General features: G+C 66.6%; 21 protein-coding genes. 11 read left to right on the top strand and 10 right to left on the bottom strand.

What is annotated here, in order from left to right; genetic code table 11:
• Positions 1-39 precede the first annotated feature (39 nt).
• Positions 40-969, bottom strand: a complete 930-nt coding sequence (locus DXT68_RS09905; protein ID WP_045254626.1) for a hypothetical protein — start codon at positions 967-969, stop codon at positions 40-42.
• 83 nt (positions 970-1,052) lie between these two features.
• Here DXT68_RS09905 and DXT68_RS09900 point away from each other — a divergent pair, with 83 nt between their 5' ends.
• A complete protein-coding gene (locus DXT68_RS09900; protein WP_162829117.1) occupies positions 1,053-1,532 on the top strand; it encodes an HIT family protein in 480 nt (159 codons plus the stop codon).
• Positions 1,533-1,578: 46 nt separating this feature from the next.
• On the opposite strand, the gene DXT68_RS09895 is transcribed toward DXT68_RS09900, so the two are convergent.
• Positions 1,579-2,163 carry an NADPH-dependent FMN reductase gene (locus DXT68_RS09895; protein WP_052677769.1) on the bottom strand — a complete coding sequence of 195 codons (585 nt, stop codon included), beginning with the start codon at positions 2,161-2,163 and terminating at the stop codon, positions 1,579-1,581.
• Between the two features lie 53 nt (positions 2,164-2,216).
• Between DXT68_RS09895 and DXT68_RS09890 the strand changes: the two genes are divergently transcribed.
• From DXT68_RS09890 to DXT68_RS09865, 6 genes are all read left to right on the top strand, one after another.
• Positions 2,217-2,513, top strand: coding sequence for a hypothetical protein (locus DXT68_RS09890; RefSeq protein WP_045254625.1), 297 nt, complete (start codon positions 2,217-2,219; stop codon positions 2,511-2,513).
• Positions 2,514-2,940: 427 nt separating this feature from the next.
• Positions 2,941-3,435 (top strand): LysM peptidoglycan-binding domain-containing protein, encoded by a 495-nt coding sequence (locus DXT68_RS09885; protein WP_045254624.1) that lies wholly within the window; start codon positions 2,941-2,943, stop codon positions 3,433-3,435.
• A 146-nt stretch (positions 3,436-3,581) separates the two neighbouring features.
• Positions 3,582-4,265 (top strand): phosphatase PAP2 family protein, encoded by a 684-nt coding sequence (locus tag DXT68_RS09880; RefSeq protein WP_162829116.1) that lies wholly within the window; start codon positions 3,582-3,584, stop codon positions 4,263-4,265.
• Positions 4,262-4,861 carry a VanZ family protein gene (locus DXT68_RS09875; RefSeq protein ID WP_045254623.1) on the top strand — a complete coding sequence of 200 codons (600 nt, stop codon included), beginning with the start codon at positions 4,262-4,264 and terminating at the stop codon, positions 4,859-4,861. Before DXT68_RS09880 ends, DXT68_RS09875 begins: the two co-directional genes overlap by 4 nt.
• A gap of 172 nt (positions 4,862-5,033) precedes the next feature.
• Entirely contained in the window at positions 5,034-5,426 is a 393-nt protein-coding gene (locus DXT68_RS09870; protein ID WP_045254622.1) for a hypothetical protein, read from the top strand.
• Positions 5,419-5,712 (top strand): transcriptional regulator, encoded by a 294-nt coding sequence (locus DXT68_RS09865; protein ID WP_045254621.1) that lies wholly within the window; start codon positions 5,419-5,421, stop codon positions 5,710-5,712. Before DXT68_RS09870 ends, DXT68_RS09865 begins: the two co-directional genes overlap by 8 nt.
• A 1,431-nt stretch (positions 5,713-7,143) precedes the next feature.
• Here DXT68_RS09865 and DXT68_RS09850 read toward each other — a convergent pair.
• Entirely contained in the window at positions 7,144-7,599 is a 456-nt protein-coding gene (locus DXT68_RS09850) for a DUF805 domain-containing protein (RefSeq protein WP_045254618.1), read from the bottom strand.
• Between the two features lie 145 nt (positions 7,600-7,744).
• Between DXT68_RS09850 and DXT68_RS09845 the strand changes: the two genes are divergently transcribed.
• Positions 7,745-8,077 carry a hypothetical protein gene (locus DXT68_RS09845; RefSeq protein ID WP_045254617.1) on the top strand — a complete coding sequence of 111 codons (333 nt, stop codon included), beginning with the start codon at positions 7,745-7,747 and terminating at the stop codon, positions 8,075-8,077.
• 64 nt (positions 8,078-8,141) lie between these two features.
• Here DXT68_RS09845 and DXT68_RS09840 read toward each other — a convergent pair whose 3' ends face one another.
• From DXT68_RS09840 to DXT68_RS09825, 4 genes are all read right to left on the bottom strand, one after another.
• Complete coding sequence (locus DXT68_RS09840; protein ID WP_045254616.1) at positions 8,142-8,726, bottom strand: DUF6036 family nucleotidyltransferase; 585 nt, start codon at positions 8,724-8,726, stop codon at positions 8,142-8,144.
• A complete protein-coding gene (locus DXT68_RS09835; RefSeq protein ID WP_045254615.1) occupies positions 8,726-9,301 on the bottom strand; it encodes a helix-turn-helix domain-containing protein in 576 nt (191 codons plus the stop codon). Before DXT68_RS09835 ends, DXT68_RS09840 begins: the two co-directional genes overlap by 1 nt.
• A gap of 117 nt (positions 9,302-9,418) precedes the next feature.
• Complete coding sequence (locus tag DXT68_RS09830; RefSeq protein ID WP_156149302.1) at positions 9,419-9,715, bottom strand: hypothetical protein; 297 nt, start codon at positions 9,713-9,715, stop codon at positions 9,419-9,421.
• Between the two features lie 35 nt (positions 9,716-9,750).
• Positions 9,751-9,942, bottom strand: coding sequence for a hypothetical protein (locus DXT68_RS09825; protein WP_045254613.1), 192 nt, complete (start codon positions 9,940-9,942; stop codon positions 9,751-9,753).
• Positions 9,943-10,221: 279 nt separating this feature from the next.
• Here DXT68_RS09825 and DXT68_RS09820 point away from each other — a divergent pair, with 279 nt between their 5' ends.
• Entirely contained in the window at positions 10,222-12,513 is a 2,292-nt protein-coding gene (locus DXT68_RS09820; RefSeq protein ID WP_045254612.1) for a ComEC/Rec2 family competence protein, read from the top strand.
• 38 nt (positions 12,514-12,551) lie between these two features.
• A complete protein-coding gene (gene holA, locus DXT68_RS09815; protein WP_045254611.1) occupies positions 12,552-13,589 on the top strand; it encodes a DNA polymerase III subunit delta in 1,038 nt (345 codons plus the stop codon).
• Between the two features lie 148 nt (positions 13,590-13,737).
• On the opposite strand, the gene rpsT is transcribed toward holA, so the two are convergent.
• Entirely contained in the window at positions 13,738-13,998 is a 261-nt protein-coding gene (gene rpsT / locus DXT68_RS09810) for a 30S ribosomal protein S20 (protein WP_045254610.1), read from the bottom strand.
• Between the two features lie 318 nt (positions 13,999-14,316).
• Here rpsT and DXT68_RS09805 point away from each other — a divergent pair, with 318 nt between their 5' ends.
• Positions 14,317-15,561: an MFS transporter gene (locus DXT68_RS09805; protein WP_082068964.1), complete on the top strand. Its 1,245-nt coding sequence runs from the start codon at positions 14,317-14,319 to the stop codon at positions 15,559-15,561.
• Here the strand turns inward: DXT68_RS09805 and DXT68_RS09800 are convergent.
• Complete coding sequence (locus DXT68_RS09800) at positions 15,512-16,279, bottom strand: alpha/beta fold hydrolase (protein ID WP_045254608.1); 768 nt, start codon at positions 16,277-16,279, stop codon at positions 15,512-15,514. The two genes, DXT68_RS09805 and DXT68_RS09800, sit on opposite strands and share 50 nt — an antisense overlap.
• Positions 16,280-16,341: 62 nt before the next feature.
• A complete protein-coding gene (locus DXT68_RS09795) occupies positions 16,342-18,051 on the bottom strand; it encodes an ABC transporter family substrate-binding protein (RefSeq protein WP_045254607.1) in 1,710 nt (569 codons plus the stop codon).
• Between the last annotated feature and the right edge of the window lie 104 nt (positions 18,052-18,155).

Genomic DNA, 18,155 nt, shown 5'->3' with positions numbered 1-18,155 from the left:
GTCGATCGCCGTCGGCGGCAAGGAAGCGCGGCGGCAGGCCTACTGTGCGGGCACACACGCCGAGGTGATCGTCATGCGCACGAACCCGTCGATGCTCGTCGTATCGCGCATGGTCAGGCGTGCGACCGGGCCCGTCTCGCTGTAGCGGATGTCCTCCTGCATTGCTCTGTCCGGCTCATACCCTGCGTCGTCCCAGACGCCGAGGATCTGAGCAACCGACGTCGCGTTGTCATCCGTGCGGAACTCGAGATCGACGTGATGCTGCACGCCTGACCCGTCGACACAGGGAACGAGACTGCGCTCCGCTGTCGACGCGCCGATCGGGGTGCCCGACGCATCGACGGGTGTCCCTGCCGTGGCGGCGAGCGAGTCGTCGGGAAGCTGATCGATCGCCGCGTCCACCGACGTCGGGGTGAGAACCTCGGTCGGCGTCGTCGGCTCCGTGGACCCCGGCCGAGTGTCCAGGCTGGTGGGTGCATACCCGCAGCTCGGCACGCGATCCACGATCACGGGGAGCGAGAGCGTGGCGGTCGGGCCCCCGCCATCCACGCCGTATTCGACGGTCAGGGTGCCGTCCGTCGTCGTGACGGTGTAGTCGCCCTCGGAGAACGGCTCATGGGCGTCGTCCCTCGAGGTGCGGCCCACCGGTGAGGCGATGAACAGACCCTCCTGCGTGAAGACCCCCGCTCCGAGGACGGTGACCACCGCCCCGAGGAGCCCGAGTATCTTGAGCGGCAGCATCCAGGTCGGCGACGAGACGCCCCACAGGCCCATCACCAGAGCGAGTGAGGCGATCAGCATCGACGCGCTGAGGATGATCTGGTCGTCGAGGGGACCGAGGAGCACGGATGCAGCGCCTGCGGAGAGTCGATCGACGGTGATGACCGCGATGACGATCGCCGTTGCGCCTGCCAACATGCCGCCGGCGATCCTGACCTGCCGTCGCTGGGGGTGGTCGGAGATCGGCATCACGTCCGAAGCCTATGGTGACCCCCCGAGCATCTGCCGTGATGCCATCCGCCAGCCGAAGGCGATCGCTTACGGTGGGAGCCATGTGGTGGTCGGAAGACGAATGGGCGGCGCTGGCAGCGGCGGAGCAGTGCGGTATGTGCGCTGACGCGCACCTGCCGGCAAACGATCACAGTGCTCTCATCGCCACCACGGAAACCAGTCATGTGCGGCTCGCTCGCAATCAGCATCACGCCGGATACTGCCTGGTGATCCTTAGAGAACACGTCGTGGACATGTCGGAACTGTCTCCGGCGCAGCTGTCCGCCTTCTGGGCGGACGTGCAGCGCGCGGGGCGCGCCATCGACGAGGTGCTCCGATCGAAGAGGATCGACTATCTCGTCATGGGCCACCGGATGCCACACCTGCACTGTCACCTGCTCCCTCAGCACGCGACCGATGATCCTCTCCGCACTGTGAACATCGCAGACGGCCCGACGTACCTCGCTCCGGATGCGTTCGATACCGCGCTCGCCGCGCTCCAGCGGGCGTGGGCGTCGTCGGGATTCTCGACTGAGCGGTAGCGGCGGCCGAGGCCTGCGGCTGATCCGCGAACACGTCGTCGACGCGTCAGACCTCCCAGCCTGAGCGATAGCCGCGTGCGGAGAGCAGGTCTGAGAGCTCCGCGTGCACCGTCATCGTCTTGGACAACCGGGCGGTCCGATCGATCTTCAGCTGTTGTGACGGCTCCCAATCTCTTTCCGAGATGTAGGCGGTGTAGGGATTGATGACGCATTTGAAGTCGAGCATGAGCGACTGTCCGAGCGCACCCGTCGCCATGTAGCTGTGAGGCAGACCGGCCGCGCACACGAATGTGACCACCTTGTCGAACCAGGCGGCGACTCTGCCGTTCTCGCCCGTCGCCCCCGTCGCTTCGATCAGCGACTTCACTGTCGCCGCCGGTGCCCAGTTGTAGATCGGGAACGCCAACACGATGCCGTCGGCGGAACTGATCACGTCATGGAGCGCCGCAAAGCCGTCGCTGTCGAATATCCGGTCGTTGTCGAAGGCAGGCAGCCCGTAGTCGGCGAGATCGACGACGCTCGACCGGTGCCCCAGTTCACGCAGCATCCCGCTGCTCGCGGCAGCGAGGCTTCTGCTCTTGCTCGTCGGGTCAAGGCTGCATGAGATGACGGGGAGCTGCAGAACGGGCATCCCTCAACCGTAATCGGCACCGGCATCGCACCGTGCTTGGTAGCGTCGATGTCATGTTCGTCGCAGGTCTGGTCGCCGCTGTCCTCGGAATCGTTCTCTTCCATGTCGCTCTGGGCAGGACTCTGCGGGCGAACGCGGCGGATCGGATCCCGATGGGCGGACGCACGAAGACGATCCCGCGTGGGTCGATCGCGATGCGAGCGGCAGGCGCAGGTCTGATCATCCTCGGGGCGGGACTCATGAGTGTCGAGGGTGTGCTCTGGGCTGTGATGGTCGTTCTTGTCGGCCCGGTGGCAGCGATCATCGCGGTGGGCCTGCACAACCAGCGAGTGCGCCGGTCAGAAGGCTGAAGGTGCGCCGCCGATAGGCTCGCGTCAGGGCAGTCGCCGGAAGATCTCGCGGAAGAGATGGGCGCGACTCCGCAGCTGTCGGTACCGGGGACCCTCTGGGATCCGCGGACCGTCCGGGTGTCAGCTCGGCCGGCGGGGAGCGTCCTCAATCTCGTCGTCGACTACTGGTCGACAGAGTTCATTCCATAGAGCCATCGACGTGGAGAAGGTCAACTCCGTCTGTCAGAATGACGTCATGTCCGGCGCACACAAGCTCGCTCCTGTACTCGTCGCACTGGCCGTGACGGCTGCTGCGCTCGCCGGGTGCACGGCCACCCCACCGAGCGCATCTCAGACGCCCACGCCATCCGCTCCCGCGGCCGTCGCAGAGCCGGTGACCGAGGCTTCACCGACGTCGGAATCGACCGAGTCGGAAACCTGCTCCGGCATGTCCGAGGTCATCAGCCGCACCGGCGGTCCGTATTGGGCGCGAGAGGGGACGCTCCGGGACCTGGGGCCACGCGACTTCGCGGCGGGCGAGGTGACAGTCGATGAGGACGGCACCCCGTTGACGTATACGGTCGAGCCCGGCGACGTGGAGGCTGTGATCGCTGAACGGTTCTGCGCGTACCCCACCCTGGGCTCGATGAACCACGTACGCGTGATCCAGCCGGGGCAGGTGCTCTGGCTCACCCCCGACCCCGACAGTCCCTGGATTCCTTACTATGGCCCGAATGACGCGTCTGAGGGGTTCCTGCAGATTCCGTATCAGCAGGCGATCGAGTCCGCGGGCCGGGCGGTCGACGCCGGTGATGTGGATGCCGTGCGGGAGATGTGGAACGGCACCCTCAAAGGCATGTTCCTGGATCAGGAGACCATTGACGCGGTCCAGAAGGCGGTCGACTCCGGCGATCCCGACCAGCTTCGCCAGCTCTTCTCCTGATAGCTGGCTGCGGCGCAGTAGGCCTGCCGAGCGGGTGCTCTTCCAGGGCACGAGTACCTCTCGCCGCTGATCTCCACCTCTGGGCTGATGCGTGTACATCGCAGGACTGACGCCCGGACGCTGAGCTCACGAATATGGTCGAGATCATGCCCTCTCGCACTGTGCGCGCCCGCAGGCTCGCTCCGCTCATCGTCGTCGCTGTGGCCGCCACGGCGCTGATCCTGGTACCGGCCCCGGGCAGCCTCAGCGTCGTGGGCACGAAGTGGCTGAGCTCTTTCGGGCTGTCCATCCCGCGCGCGGACCTTGTCTTCGAAGTCACGCTCGTGCTTCTCGCCCTGGCTGCGGCCTCGGTGATCGGCTGGGTCTGGTGGAAGCATCCGTCGCAGCGGCCGCGTGCCGTGGTCGCATCGATCGGGGTCGTGTTGGCGTACGTGACGAGCGAAGCCCTGAAGGCGTTGTTCGCACAGGCGCGTCCGTGTTCTCGCTGGGTGACAGCGGCGGAGTGCCCGCCGGCGGGGGACTGGTCGCTGCCCTCCAACCACGCCACCCTCGCCTTCGGTGCGGTGGCGGTGGTCGCGGTGCTGCTCGCCAGATCGGCGCTCACGTGGGCGATGGTCGGCGTCGCGGTGCTCGTTGCGGTCGGCCGCGTCGTGGAAGGCGTGCACTACGTCCACGACGTCGCGATCGGCGCACTTCTCGGCATGGCTCTTCCGCTCCTGCTCACGCTCGTGTTCGACGCCTCTCGAAGGCGCCGAAACGGAAGCCCGCGCAGGCGCGACGTCGGATCAGACCGTGGAACGAACACTGCACTCACCGGGAGCAGTGAATGACATTCATCGAAGTCCCCATGCTCCCGATCGTGATCCCGTTCGGAGTCGTGGTCTTCCTCGTGCTGATCTGGGTGCTCCGCTCCCGCGGGCGCGTCACTCTCGCCCGGTCGAGCGTCGCCGCCGTCCTCGCGGTCTACGCGGGCGGAGTGCTCGCCAACACGGTTTTCCCGATCTTCCTCCGCGTCGGGACGGGGTTCTACGATGGGCCGCGTCCGCTGGCGTTGTACCTGGTGCCGTTCGTCGACTACGGGTTCGAGGATGCTCTGATCAACATCGCGGTGTTCGTCCCGCTCGGTGTGCTCGTGCCGCTGCTCGCGGTGCGGCCGAGCTGGTGGAAGGTCGTGGCGATCGTCGCCGGTTCGAGCCTGGCCATCGAGCTGACGCAGATGGCCACGGCACGGCTCGCGCTGGGTGGACACCTCGCGGACATCAACGACTGGATGACCAACATCCTGGGCGGGATGATCGGCTACGGTCTGTTCGTCCTCGTGACGCGCTCGAAGGCGATCGCCGGATTCGTCGAGCAGTTCCGGTGGCCCGCGCGCGAGCGACCCATCAGCCCCGAACCCGAAGCGGCGGCCGCAGTCCAGGCTTGATCTTCGCTGCCGTACTGGTACGTCACGGCCATCGCGACAGCCCCTCGAGACCCTATTCGTGGCGTGCTGTGCGGTTCGATCTACCCAGTTTCCTCTATGGAAACTGGCTGGTACTGTTTCCATCATGGAAACCGGTAGTGGTCGACTCCCAGGGCGCGATGACGCGCAGGCAATGCTCGAAGACGCACGCCTCGCCGAGGCAGAGACGCGGAACCCGCCACTGCCGTGGTGGTTCTTCATCACGCAAGCAGTGCTTCTGGCCGCGATCAGCAGTGCGCAGCTGCTCTCCCTGGGGCCATCGAGAGTGGTCACCATCCTCGGACTTGTGGCTGTGGTGGGTGTCGGTATGCGGATGGTCTTCACCAGGCCGGGTTATGGCGTCGTCTGGCCTGATGGTCAGGCGGTCTTTCCTTACATGATCGCGATGATGATCCTGGTCGGTGTTCCGGCCGTGCTCGCGGTGAGTCTCGGGATCCCGTGGCTGTGGATCATCGCGGGAGTGCTGGCAGGGGTGACGACTCTGGAGATGGGGCGTCGGTACCGCAGGGCATTCGGTCGTGGCTGAGGCGGAATTCGATCCCTTGATCCATGCTCCGCATCGGCTGCGAATCTGTGCGATCGCGTACGCCACGACGCATGTCGAATTCCGTGAGCTTCAGGAGCGACTGGGCATATCGAAGTCCGCCCTCAGTAAGCACATCGCCCAGCTCGTCGAGCATGGCTACCTGCGGGAGGAACACCTGACAAGGGGAGGGCACTCACGCCTGCGTCTGTCGCTCACAGAGCCCGGACGTCGCGCATATCGAGGGCATACAGCCGCATTGAAAGAGATCATCGAGGCGGCCGAGTGACCGGCGGATGCCTCAACTTTGCGTTGATGGCTGCGAAAGCGCCCGCCCACCCGCTGGCGACTGCGGCGAACATCGCGCTGGCAGCCGCCATCTGAGCACCAGACGCATCGGCGGCAGCGAACCCGAACCAGACGATCGCAGCGCCCGCGCCGATGGGAGCCATCACGTTGACCAACCGCAACCACCGAAGGCTTGAAACGTCCATTTCTCCTCTTCCACACATCGACTCGAGTGTTCCGAGTGCACCACACACACCGCGACCACACATCCCCCTGAAGGCGGAGATATCGGAGCACAAAGGTCCCGTGGCGTGCTGGGTCGCCGCAAACGCGGCCACCCATCCGCTTCCAGTTCCGGAGCAGGCCCTCGATATCGGTACCGGCTGTCAATGACTAGTCGCGCAAGGCGATGATGGCGTCAGCTACGGGCACATGCCGTTGGTGCTGATCGTCGGTCCAATACCCGAGGAGGTGTAGCGTCGTGGTCCGGAATAGCAACGCTCTAAGCAACAGTTGGCGCCAGTGCTCGATGCCGAAATCGCGGCCCAGCTTCCGTAGGGGATATCCATGCCAACAGACGGCGTCGACCACGGCGATCGCAGCGCCGAGACCGGGAGGACGCCAATACGGGGCCCAGTCGATGACGACGGGAGGGGGCCCGTCGGCGAACATCACGTTACCTAAGAGGTCTCCGTGGATCACCTGCTCGGGTGCTGCGATCGACCGACACTCGCTCCCGATTCGCGCAAGGAGACTATCGTTCGGTGACGCCACCTCACCCCAAGCCATCCGGTCAGCTCGACTCCACGGATCCGAGGACGCCTCGATAAAGGACGGGCGAGGTTCCACAGTGATGGCCTCTTGAAACGCCAGCCCCGCCCGCACGATGTCATCGACCCGCGTTTCGTCTGATTCACCGGGCACCCACTCCATAGCGTGCCACCCGCCTCGCACCCAACTGCCCTCCTCGTCCATGAGTGGTCGAGGGACACTGAACTCGCTCGATTTCGGCAGCTTAGCCAGTACTCCCGACTTCCAGGCCGTCTCAACCGCATCCCCTGTCGGCCTCAGAACCACATGACCGGCGCGCCAGGTCAGGCCGCGCCCACCGGGCAGCAAGACCGGCGCTCCCACGCCGCCGAATGCGCTGACTATCTGTGGGGACGGGGGACTCGACCGATCCTTTTCCACCATCCCCTCAGTATGGATCTCTGAACGCCTGCCACGCACTCGTCATAACCGTCGAATGGCAAAGGGGCTCGGTCATAGTTGTACGTCAACCCTCGCCGTGCAGACAGCACCTCCGAAGAGACAAGGGAGAGAGTAGCTGCCGTGGGTGGAGTAAGAGATCTTGAATTCGGAGAACTCCGGTCCCCACATGAACTGATGCACGGGCATTAGGTCGTGACGCCGCTTCTTCGCAGAGTCCGGACTACTCGTCGAAGCGGGCACCGGCGGGGCGAGCGCTCAGCAGGGTGAAGACGAGGAGCACGAGGGCGCCGATAAGCGGGACGAGGACGATGAAGAACCACGCGCCACTGCGATCAGCGTCATGAAGCCGCCGCCAGGTCAGGGCGAGTGCGGGGATGAGGATTCCCGTTGCATAGATCAGAAATACAACGCCGACCGGGCTCGCCAATGCGAAGGCGCCGCCGGAGGCGAACGGTGAGAATACGTCGATGGGGCGAGACGTCCACTGTGGGTCGGTCAGTGACCCGACGAGATTGAAGGCCAGGGCCACGAGCACGTTCGCCAACACCCACCACCAGTACTCGCTCCGGCTGGCCCGTCCGCTGAAAGTCGCGTACTTGCGGAAGAAGCGTGAGACGGCTTGTGGGAACGAGGCTCCGTAGAGAGGCTCGCCGAGGGTGATCTGTGTCGTCGTCATACCAGGAACCTATCGATGGTCGACGACCACCGTGGGAACGCGTGCTCGTGCGGCTACTCTTACTGCGCCCCACTGTCAACGACTATGTGCTCGGGTGGCATCGGGATGATGCTGGAGGTCAGACCGCCGACGAGTGGAGCAGACCATGACGAATCCCGATGCACTCGCGAACAGCCAGGAGTCGCTGCCCGAGAAGCTGGGCGAGGACCGGCACGAATCTGGTCCGGCGAACGTCGCCACACCGGCGGAATCGGATGCACGTGCGCGCATCCTCGAACACCTCGAGGCGCGCGAGGGCGAGGGCGACGGCGAATTGCTGTACGTCGGCGACACCCCCGCAGGTGGCGGCGGCGCGGACTCCGGTGGCGGTGCGACCGTGCGTGTCGACCCTTTGTCCGCGGCATCCGTCCCCAACGAATCAGCGCACCACGGCACTCCGGGCATCGGCACCCGCCGCTCGCGACGCGGCCGTGATTGACACGACCCCGCGCTCGCGCGCGGCCGAGCGACGAATCGACAGAACGTCGTCGCCCGCCGTGACGTCAGAGGTCGATTGGTCCGGGTGAGGGAACCACTGTCGGCAATCCGCCGTCGAGGATTCGCTCAACCATGCCGATAGCGCGGTCGGTGAGGCCGTCATCGGGATAGAAGTCCTCGTAGTGCTCCTCGACCTCCGCCAGCGTGGTGAGGCTGCACAGGGCGAGCAGTTGGCGGATGTCGTCCACGTCGCGCCCCGGGCGATTGGCGCGGAGCTTCATGGCGAGGAGCGCCTCCTTCGAGGCGACTTGGACGACAACGCTGTCGCGGTCGTAGATCGTCTCCCACTCGACGGGTCGCCGCCCGAACGTGGGCACCGAGTCTGCGTTCTCCACCGCGAAGTTGAACCAGCCGGCGCTCCATCCTCGTCGATCCGCCACACGCTCGGCTGCGGCGAGGACGGCGTCATCGCTTCCGGGGTGAATGTGAAGAGAATCGAGGTCTCCAGTGGCGCGCCGGTCGAAGTACCTAAGGACGAGCGCGGCACCGCCGACGAGGCGTATGCCCGCGACTTCACCGGCCGTGTGGAGCTCACCGACGAGGTCACGGAGGCCGGAGATGATGTCGTCGCGATCGAGCGAGTCGCCCATCAGACGCTCGCCAGAGTGTCTCGCCAGACAAGGACGCCACGCTCGAGGAACTCGGCGGGGACATCCGCGGGTGCCGGGATCGGGTCCGCAGGATCGACGTCCAGGGTTCGAGGCTCCCGGAGCTGTCTGTTCGGAGCGTCAACCCATGCGGGAGAGGGGAGTCCCTCCTCGCTGAGGCGAAGATCCACGAGTGCTGCAAGGGCCGCATCCCACACGCGGTCACCAGTCGGCTCCGGCTCGGCGAGGCCGAGGATCCCGCGTACAAGGCCGTGTTCGGAGTCGAGGTTGTCACTCAACTGGATGAGCTCGCGAAGAGCACCGTACTTGTCGCCCGCACGCAGGTACCTACGGATCGCTGCGGCGATGGTCGCCGCGTCGTCCCGCCGCGTAGGCGCGGAATACAGTCGGTGGCCGGTGCCGCTGAGAAAACGCTCGATGGTGCTGAACTCGGCCTCGCGACCGCTTTCGAATCGCGAGACTCGGCCCTGGTCGACGTTAGTTCGTTGGGCGAGATCCTTCTGTGTGAGGCCGCGGCTCTTTCGAGCGGCGCGCAAGAGAACTGATGCGTTCGTCATGTCGCCTCCTCTCAGAAATGTTTTCAGAGCCATATTCTATCGGGTTTTGAGGCCAAGCGGGACCGACGCAGTGGCGCGGCATCCTGAGGGGTCTGGCGATCCGAGGGACGCCCAGGCTTATGGCCCCGCGCTTGCGCATCGCGTCGCCTGCTCGATCAGCTCCTCGATCGCCACTTCTCCCTCGACGTAGGACTGGACTCGCTCCAGGACGGCAGAATCCGGCTCCAGCCCAGCAAGGGGCGAGCTCGTCATCGTGTCTGCGGCGAGATCCTGCCGCCGGATGAACTCGAGTGTCTCTTCGGTCGTGAAGGTCTTGCGTCCACGCTCCGCGAGAGCCTCGATCCGAAGCTCCTCCATGCCCCCTCGGATCTCCTGGAGACGTGCGAGACGCGCGTGCTCTTCTGGGTCCGTCACGGTGTCTCCGTTCAGGTGCTCAGGTCGTCGCATTATCAGGAGTCGATGGCGCCGACGTCGCGCAAGCCGGCGAAGCGCTCGACGCCTCTGCCGCCCATGCCGCGGTTGACTGCGAACTTCGGCGGAAACTGCTGCAGGAGAAGATCTTCCTCGGCGAAGTACTGCGTGGTCATCATGGCGAAGATGCGCGTGGTGTCGAGGGCGCGGAAACTATCGATCGACAGCACCGATGTCTCCACGCTGCGGGCGAGAAGTCGGTCAAACTGCTTCTGACCGGTCCAGTGCTGGCGGATGCGCTTGGCGTTTTTCGGTTGGCTCCGAACGCACCTCGAGTGACGCCGTCCTCTGTCTCTGCACACGCCGCCGGCGTCGTCTTGTTCTCCACGCCCGTCGTGACCGTGCTCCACGGCAGTCGAACGCGACCAATACGGTGTCCTGATGCGAGGATCCGCGAAGAGCGCGAGCAACCTAGGGATGTTCGCTGTGATCCGTGACGGGGTGCTCGTGTGAGGCGGGATCTGCGTCTGCTGCCGATCGCAGGAGCGGTGTGGGTGGTCGCGCTGGTGTGCGTGTTCGTGCCTGCGGCGGCGATGTGGTGTGCGCTCGCGGGGGTGGGCGGAGCGGTCGTCGTGTGCGGGGTCGTGTTGCGTCGTGCCGATCGCGCGGCATCCCGTGCCGCTCTCGCCCTGGTCGTGCTGGCCGGCATGGGCGCTGTATCGATCGCTGCGTCGTTGGCGGTGGCGGGGAGGGAGAGCGCGGCGTTGTGGGACGGTCGTGTGGTCGAGGCGACGGGGGAGGTGACGTCGTCGACGTCGGTGGGTCGTGACGGGCGGTTGTGGATGGAGGTGCAGCTCACGGGCATCGGGTCGCCGGGGCGGATCGAGGGCGTGTCGGCTCCGGTGCGGATCGGCATCGACCCGGCCGACGGCTTTGATCTCGGCGCCACAGTCAGGGTGAAGGGAGAGGCGGTAGCGACGGACCCGGGGGAGAGGTCGGCTCTCGTGGTGTTCGCGAGCACGGCGGCTGTCGAGGTCCCGGCGTCGGGGGTGTTCGCGGTCGCGGCCGAGGTGCGCAGCGCGTTCATCGAGCGGTCGCTGCGGATGCCGGCGCCCGGCGCGGGTCTGCTCCCCGGTCTCGCGGTGGGAGACACCCGGGCGGTGTCGACCGACCTCAACGATGACATGCGCACGAGCGGACTCAGCCACCTCACAGCGGTGTCGGGGGCGAACTGCGCGATCGTGGTCGGTGCGGCGTTCTGGTTCTCGGCGCTGTGCGGAGCCGGACGCAGGACTCGTGTGCTCGTCGCCGCCGTGGTGCTCTCGGGTTTCGTCATCCTCGTGACCCCCGAGCCGAGCGTGATCCGCGCCGCGGTGATGGCGGGTGTGGCGATGCTGTCCGTGTTGTTCGGGCGGCCGAGTGCGGGCGCCGGACTCCTTGCGCTCAGTGCTGTCGCGATCCTCGTGGCCGATCCGTGGCTGGCGTCGACCCCGGGGTTCGCGCTGTCCGTCGCCGCATCCGGCGCACTCATCCTGCTCTCTCCGTCGCTGACGCGTGGACTCGCGCGATGGATGCCGCAGCCGCTGGCCCTCGCCATCGCGGTGCCGACAGCCGCGCAGCTGGTGTGCGGTCCGATCATCGCGCTGTTCGCGGAGCAGCAGTCGCTCATCGGTCTGGTGGCCAACCTGCTCGCTGCTCCTGCCGCTCCTCTCGCGACGATCATCGGGCTGCTCGCCTGCCTCACGGTTCCCGTACCCGCGCTGGCCGACGTACTCGCAGCATCCGCCTGGCTTCCCGCTGCATGGATCGCTCAGACCGCGACGATCACTGCCGACCTTCCCCTCGCCCAAGTGGCGGTGGTGCCCGGCATCATCAGCGCTGTCATCGTCGCGGCGCTGAGTTCCGCGGTGGGCATCATGCTCGCCGGTGGGTTCCGCCGCCTGCCGTTCGTCCGCATCGTCGCAGGCGGGGTGCTCGCCTGCACGCTTGCGCTGGGCGCGGCGAGCGTCGTGCTGGACGTACCCCTCGCCCGCATGACCGCGCCCGATGACTGGGCGATCGCGGCGTGCGATGTGGGCCAGGGAGATGCGCTGCTCGTGCGTTCCTCGGGACGTGTCCTCGTGATCGACACGGGCCCCGAACCCGAGCCGCTGGCCTCGTGTCTGCGCGGTCTGGGCATCGACCGCGTCGATCTCCTGGTGCTCACGCACTTCGACCTCGACCATGTCGGTGGGGTCGAAGCGGTGCAGGGCAGGGTCTCTGTGGTGCTGCACGGTCCGCCGGACACCCGCGGTGACGAGCGGATCCTCGAGCGCCTCGCCGACGGGGGAGCGACGGTGACGTCGGCCGCCGCGGGTGCGCGCGGTTCGCTCGGCGACGCATCGTGGAGCGTGCTGTGGCCCCCGCGTCGTTCGATGGCTGTCTCTGCCGGCAATGATGCGAGCGTGGTGATCGAGGTCGACGGCGGCGGAGTGCCCCGGTCGCTGTTCCTCGGGGATCTCTCGGCGGAGGCCCAGCGGATGCTGCTGCGCGCCGCACACCTGCGGGGACCCTACCCGGTGGTCAAGGTGGCCCATCACGGCAGCGCCGATCAGGACTTCTCGCTGTACGAGGGGCTTCACCCGACGGTCGCACTATTCAGCGTGGGCGCCGACAACGACTACGGTCACCCTCGGGCCGAGACTCTCGACGCGCTCGAGACGGACGGCGCACGCGTTCTGCGGACCGATGAGCAGGGCAGGCTCCTCATCGGCGAACTCGAGGGTCAGCTGCAGGTGTGGACGCAGAAGCAGCCGCCCTGACCGAGGGCGACGTCGGAGACCCCCGGTAGTCTGGGAGCATGGCTGCCTCTCGTCCTCCCGCCCGCGGCGGCGCCAAGGCGACCAAGATCGCTCAGGTCTCGTGGCGCGATCCGCGGCCGGCCCCCGTCGTGCTGGTGTTCGGTCCCGAAGAGGTGTGCGCCGAGCGGGCGATCGCGGGAGTGCGCGACTATCTCCGCACCGAAGACCCCGCACTCGAAGTGAGCGATGTTCGGGCCGACGACTACGCGCCGGGCACGCTGCTGTCGCTCACCTCGCCGTCTCTGTTCGGCGAGCCTCGTCTGGTGCGTGTCTCCGGTGTGGAGAAGTGCTCCGATGCCTTCCTCCAGGAGGCCGTGTCGTATCTCGAACACCCCCAGGAGGGGGCCACGGTCATCCTCCGCCACACCGGCGCCAGCGTCAGGGGCAAGAAGCTGCTCGATGCGCTCCGCGCGGGCACCGGAGAGGGCATCGAGATCCCGTGCCCGGCGATCAAGCGCGACGGAGATCGTGTCGACTTCGCAGCGGGGGAGTTCGCGGCGGCGAAGAAGCGCATCGCGCCCCCGGCTCTGCGCGCTCTCGTCTCGGCTTTCGCCGATGATCTCACCGAGCTCGCCGCGGCGTGTCAGCAGCTGATCGGCGATGTCGAGGGCGACATCACCGAAGAGGTCGTCACCAAGTACTACGGCGGACGCGTCGAGGTGTCGGCGTTCGTCGTCGCCGACACCGCGATCGCGGGGCGCTACGGTGAGGCTCTCGTCGCTCTTCGTCACGCGCTCGCATCCGGTGCCGATCCGGTGCCGATGGTCGCCGCCTTCGCCATGAAGCTGCGCACCATGGCCCGTGTCGCCGGCAACCGTGAGCCCAGCCGCCAGCTCGCGCAGCGGCTGGGAATGAAGGACTGGCAGGTGGATCGCGCGCGGCGCGATCTCGCCGGATGGAATGAGCGCTCTCTCGGCATGGCGATCCAGGCGACGGCTCGTGCCGACGCCGAGGTCAAGGGTGCTGCGCGTGACCCTATCTTCGCGCTCGAGCGGATGCTCACGGTCATCGCCACCCGCCAGCCGTTCGGGGAGTGAGCCGCGCCTCTGTCGGCCCTCGCACTGAGCAGAGCCGAGCAGAGCAGAGCATACCCGTCCCGATCCGTGCGTCCTGCCGAGCACGCGAAAGAGCCCGCCCCGCGAACGGGACGGGCTCTTGTCACACCCTCAAGCGAGGTGGATCTGCTCAGAGAGCGGAAACCTGCTTGGCGATGGAGGACTTGCGGTTCGCAGCCTGGTTCTGGTGGATGACACCCTTGCTGACGGCCTTGTCGAGCTTGCGGGCGGCAGCCTTCAGGGCAGCCTCGGCTGCGGCCTTGTCGCCGGAGACGACAGCAGCGCGCGTCGCGCGGATGTGCGTCTTCAGCTCGCTCTTCACGGCCTTGTTGCGCTCGTGAGCCTTGTCGTTGGTCTTGTTGCGCTTGATCTGCGACTTGATGTTTGCCACGTGTGGACGCTTTCTGTACGGAGTTGTTAGGAGATGCCGGCAGAAGAAGAGGGCTTCCACACGGCGGTCGTGAGGGAAGAACCCACACGCAAGCCAAGAACCAACTCTACCAGCAATCGGGCGCATCGCCCGACACCGCCTGCGGGAGGATCTGCCGGTGTCGATCCGGAACGTCCCATCGCGCGCGGCCGGGGTCTGGGTGCATGATCATCATGACCGGACACTTTGATCCCGACCCCTGCCGAGGAACCTCATGCGCCCTCCCCACCGTCACTGCGGACATCGATGAGCGCGGCGCGCGGAATCGGGGCGCGGTGGATGACCGTGTTCACCCTGGCGTGGCTGGCGATCTGGACGGTGCAGCTGACACCGGTACAGCTTCTGCTCCCGCTGCAGCTCAACACCTCTGATGAGGACTGGATCCCCGGAGTCATCTCCTCGGGCTTCGTGCTCGGCATCGGCGGGCTGGCGGGGATCGTGGCCGGCCCCGTCGCGGGCACGCTCTCGGACCGCACCCGCCGCGGACGCCATCGTCGACGCCCGTGGGCTCTGGGCGGGGTGCTGTGCACCTCCGCGTTCCTGATCGTCACGGGGTTCAGCGAGGGGGCTTGGGCCGTCGGTGGCGCCTGGGTCGGCGTCTCCATCGGTGTGGCTGTGTCGTCCGCCGCGTTCACCGCGTTGATCGCCGATCAGCTGCCCTCGACGCAGCGCGGCGCGGCATCCGCTGCCGTCGGATCGAGTCAGGCGGTCGGAATCGTGCTCGGCGTCGGCCTCGTCGTGCTGCTGGGCCTCGGCATCCGCGAGGGATATCTGCTGCTCGCCGCCGTGATCGCCCTGGTCGGGTCGGCGGCGGCGCTGCTCCTGCCCGACCCGCCGGCCCCCGCCGAACCGGCCTCCGTGCGACCCACCACCGAATGGGCCGCCGCCGAGCCCGTGGCTGCCCGGGGCGACCGGCGGCTGCTCGCCTCGCTGCGGGATCGGGACTTCGCCTGGATGCTGGCTGGCCGGCTCGTGACGAACATCGGCAACGCGCTCGGCACCGCCCTGTTCCTCTTCTTCCTCCTGCACGGGCTGCATCAGGAGACGACCGTCGCTCAGGACAACCTTCTGCTCCTGATCGTCGTCTACACGCTGTTCGTGGTTCTCGCGGCGGTGGGTACCGGCATCCTGTCGGACCGCACCGGCGACCGACGCACCCTGACCGTCGCGGCCACGCTCGTGCAGGCGGCCTCAGGTGTGGTGATCGCCGTGGTGCCGACATTCGAGGCGACGATGGTGGCCGCCGCTCTCATGGGGCTCGGCTACGGCGCGTTCTCGACCGTCGGACTCGCGTTCGCCGCTGATCTGCTCCCGGACGAGAAGGACCATGCGCGCGATCTCGGGATCGTCTCCGTGACGGCTGCGCTCGGACAGCTCATCGGTCCGGTGCTGGGGGCGGGCCTCGTCGCACTGGTCGGCGGCTTCTGGCTCGTATTCGTCGCCGCCGCCGTGCTGTCGCTCGTGGGTGGTGCACTCACCGCCCTGGCCCGGCAGACCGCCCGGCATCCTCTGCCGCCGGCCTAGCATCCCTCTCGATGGTCGCGATGCCCAGACGCAGCACGGCGTTGAAGATCTGCGGCCGCATCGCGGTGACCAGGTGAGTGGTGCGGGGGACGACGATGAGCTCGGCATGCGGCGCGAGACGGCGGAACAGCGCCTCATTGACCCGCAGCTGATCCCACTGTCCGTTGACGAACCACAGCGGCACGTCGATCCTGGACACCGCGGTCGCGAGATCGAGAGCGGCGAGGGTGCGCAGCGCCGTGTCCTGAGTGTCGAGGGCGTAGCCGCCCGCAGCGAAGTCGGAGCGCGTCTCCTCGGGGATGGTCGCCTCGAGGATGCGCGCGGTGATCCACATGCCCCGGTCGGGCAGTCTGTCGACGGCGCGGGCGATCGCGCGGTAGGCCGCCAGCCCGGCGCCGCGGGGGAGTGACGTGCACGACGCGGCGATCAGCCCCGCCACGCGGGGAGCATCGGCACCTCCGACGTAGGCCAGGCAGAGCAGACCGCCCATCGAATGACCCACCAGGAGCACGGGCCCGCGGGTCGCGGCATCGCGGACCGCGACATCGATCGTGTGCAGTGCTTCATGGAGGGTGAAGTCCTCGGCCATCCGCGAGCCGTGCCCGGGCAGGTCCACCGCGACGGCGGGGATGCCCTGCTCGCGGAGAAAGGCGAGCTGCGAGCGCCACATGGTCGCGGACGTGCGGATGCCGTGCACGAGGACGATCTGGACGCTCACGCGTTCAGCATAGAGAAAGCGGGGCCGGTGGATGACCACCGACCCCGCTTCGTAGAGAGGAGTTACTTCTCCCAGCCGACGTTCTCGACCGGAGACACTCCGAAGAGGTCCAGTCCGACGTAGGGCTCGGGGGTCAGGTTGGCGAGGCCGTCCTTGACCGTGAAGATCGAGGGACCGTTGTAGAGCGGGATGACGCCCCAGGTCTCCTTGATGATGTCCGGCTCGAGCTTCATCGTCGCGGCGGTCCAGTCCTCGGCCGTCGTCTGCGACTCGACCTGGTCCTTGATCTTCTCGTCGATCTCGGCGGTGCCGGTTCCGGACAGGTTCAGGCTGCTGTCGGAGCAGTAGAGCTGGCAGAAGTACAGCGGTCCGAACGGGTCGGAGTCGGTGAACCGCAGCGAGAATCCGTCCCAGTTCTTCGTGCTGAAGTCGGTCGAGAAGTCCGCGGGTGCGCGCTTCTCGATCTGCAGGTCGATGCCGATGGCCTTCTCCTGCTGCTGCAGCGCCTTGGCGAGGGCCTCGATCGTCGGGTCATCGCTGTGAACCGGGTAGACGATCTCGAGCTTGACGCCATCCTTCTCGCGGATGCCGTCTGAGCCCTCGGTCCAGCCGGCGTCGTCCAGCAGCTTCTTGGCGGCGTCTACGTCGAACTTCAGGCCGGCCTCGGAGAACGAGTCCTTGTATCCGTCCTGGAAGTCGTACATGTTCAGCGAGCCGGCGGGAGCTTCCTCGTAGTCGAGGCCGTTCCACGCGATCTGCTTCTGCTGGTCGACGTCGATCGCCATGAAGAACGCCTGGCGTACGGCGATGTCCTTCAGCTGCGGCTTCTCGGCGTCCAGGATGATGATCGTCTTCGCGGTCTGCTGCGAACGGTAGGTCGTGACGTCCTTCATGTCGGCGACCTGTGCCAGGCGATCCTTCGTGTTGGTGCCGACCATGTCGATCTCGCCGTTCTTGAAGGCGTTGATCGAGGCGGAGGCGTCGAGGCCCGTGAAGGTCACCTTGTCGAGCAGCGGTGCGTTGCCCCACCACTTCTCGTTCGGTTCGAAGGTGACGGTCTGGCCGTTGATGTCGAAGTCGGTCAGCTTGTACGGACCGGCGCCCCACTCGGGGTGCGCGTTCTCGATGTACGCGGTGTTGAAGACCTCCGGCGAATTGACCGCCGGGTTCAGGATGCCGTTGAGGAACGGCATGCTCGGCCAGGCGAACTCGCCCTTGAACGTCACGATGACGTCCTTGTCGGTCTCGCCGGGCTCGACCGACTCGATCTCCTTGTAGCCGTCCGTCGCGCTGGCTTCGTAGGCCTCGTCCTCGCCGCTGTTCGCCTTCCAGGTGGCTGCGAACGCGGTGTAGTCGATCGGCGTGCCGTCGTTCCAGACAGCCTTCTCGTTGACCTTCATCGTGATGACGGTCTTGCCGTCCTTCTCGCTGATGTCCCAGTCGTCGAGGTACGCCGGGTTCGCCGAGACTTCGCCCTCGGGCGACATCAGGAACACCTGCGGGTTGTACCACTGGGCGAGGCGCGTCGTGTCAGCGCTGCCGTTGCCGTTGAACGGGTTCATCTGCGGAGTGATCTCGTTGATGCCGAAGTGGACCTCGCCTCCTTCCTTCAGGTTCTCGCGGGGCTGCGGGTTGTAATCCGCAGACTTGGTCTCCTGGGGCTCGTTGCCGCCATCGGTTCCGCTCGTGCCGCCTGCTGCACATCCGCTGATCGCGAGTGCCAGGGCGCCGCTGAGAGCGATAACGCCCATCAGCTTCGTGGTGCCTTTCATGGTGCTCCTTTCGCCTTTCGGCGTAGTCATAGATGGGAGATTAGTTCGCTTTCGCCCGAAAGGCTCGGGTGCACGAGTGAATATCCCGTAACCGTTATCGGACA

It is taken from the genome of Microbacterium foliorum (genome assembly GCF_003367705.1).
Taxonomy (GTDB): domain Bacteria; phylum Actinomycetota; class Actinomycetes; order Actinomycetales; family Microbacteriaceae; genus Microbacterium; species Microbacterium foliorum.
Note: the sequence above shows the minus strand (reverse complement) of the source record. Positions and strands in the feature narration are given on the sequence as shown.

Excerpts from the sequence above, each read along its gene's own strand:
- DXT68_RS09875 (WP_045254623.1), top strand. The coding sequence starts at position 4,262 with ATGACATTCATCGAAGTCCCCATGCTCCCGATCGTGATCCCGTTCGGA.
- DXT68_RS09905 (WP_045254626.1), bottom strand. The coding sequence starts at position 969 with ATGCCGATCTCCGACCACCCCCAGCGACGGCAGGTCAGGATCGCCGGC.
- DXT68_RS09890 (WP_045254625.1), top strand. The coding sequence starts at position 2,217 with ATGTTCGTCGCAGGTCTGGTCGCCGCTGTCCTCGGAATCGTTCTCTTC.
- DXT68_RS09880 (WP_162829116.1), top strand. The coding sequence starts at position 3,582 with ATGCCCTCTCGCACTGTGCGCGCCCGCAGGCTCGCTCCGCTCATCGTC.
- DXT68_RS09795 (WP_045254607.1), bottom strand. The coding sequence starts at position 18,051 with ATGAAAGGCACCACGAAGCTGATGGGCGTTATCGCTCTCAGCGGCGCC.
- DXT68_RS09850 (WP_045254618.1), bottom strand. The coding sequence starts at position 7,599 with ATGACGACGACACAGATCACCCTCGGCGAGCCTCTCTACGGAGCCTCG.
- DXT68_RS09895 (WP_052677769.1), bottom strand. The coding sequence starts at position 2,163 with ATGCCCGTTCTGCAGCTCCCCGTCATCTCATGCAGCCTTGACCCGACG.
- holA (WP_045254611.1), top strand. The coding sequence starts at position 12,552 with ATGGCTGCCTCTCGTCCTCCCGCCCGCGGCGGCGCCAAGGCGACCAAG.
- DXT68_RS09885 (WP_045254624.1), top strand. The coding sequence starts at position 2,941 with ATGTCCGAGGTCATCAGCCGCACCGGCGGTCCGTATTGGGCGCGAGAG.
- DXT68_RS09805 (WP_082068964.1), top strand. The coding sequence starts at position 14,317 with ATGACCGTGTTCACCCTGGCGTGGCTGGCGATCTGGACGGTGCAGCTG.
- DXT68_RS09900 (WP_162829117.1), top strand. The coding sequence starts at position 1,053 with ATGTGGTGGTCGGAAGACGAATGGGCGGCGCTGGCAGCGGCGGAGCAG.
- DXT68_RS09835 (WP_045254615.1), bottom strand. The coding sequence starts at position 9,301 with ATGACGAACGCATCAGTTCTCTTGCGCGCCGCTCGAAAGAGCCGCGGC.
- DXT68_RS09840 (WP_045254616.1), bottom strand. The coding sequence starts at position 8,726 with ATGGGCGACTCGCTCGATCGCGACGACATCATCTCCGGCCTCCGTGAC.
- DXT68_RS09870 (WP_045254622.1), top strand. The coding sequence starts at position 5,034 with ATGCTCGAAGACGCACGCCTCGCCGAGGCAGAGACGCGGAACCCGCCA.
- DXT68_RS09845 (WP_045254617.1), top strand. The coding sequence starts at position 7,745 with ATGACGAATCCCGATGCACTCGCGAACAGCCAGGAGTCGCTGCCCGAG.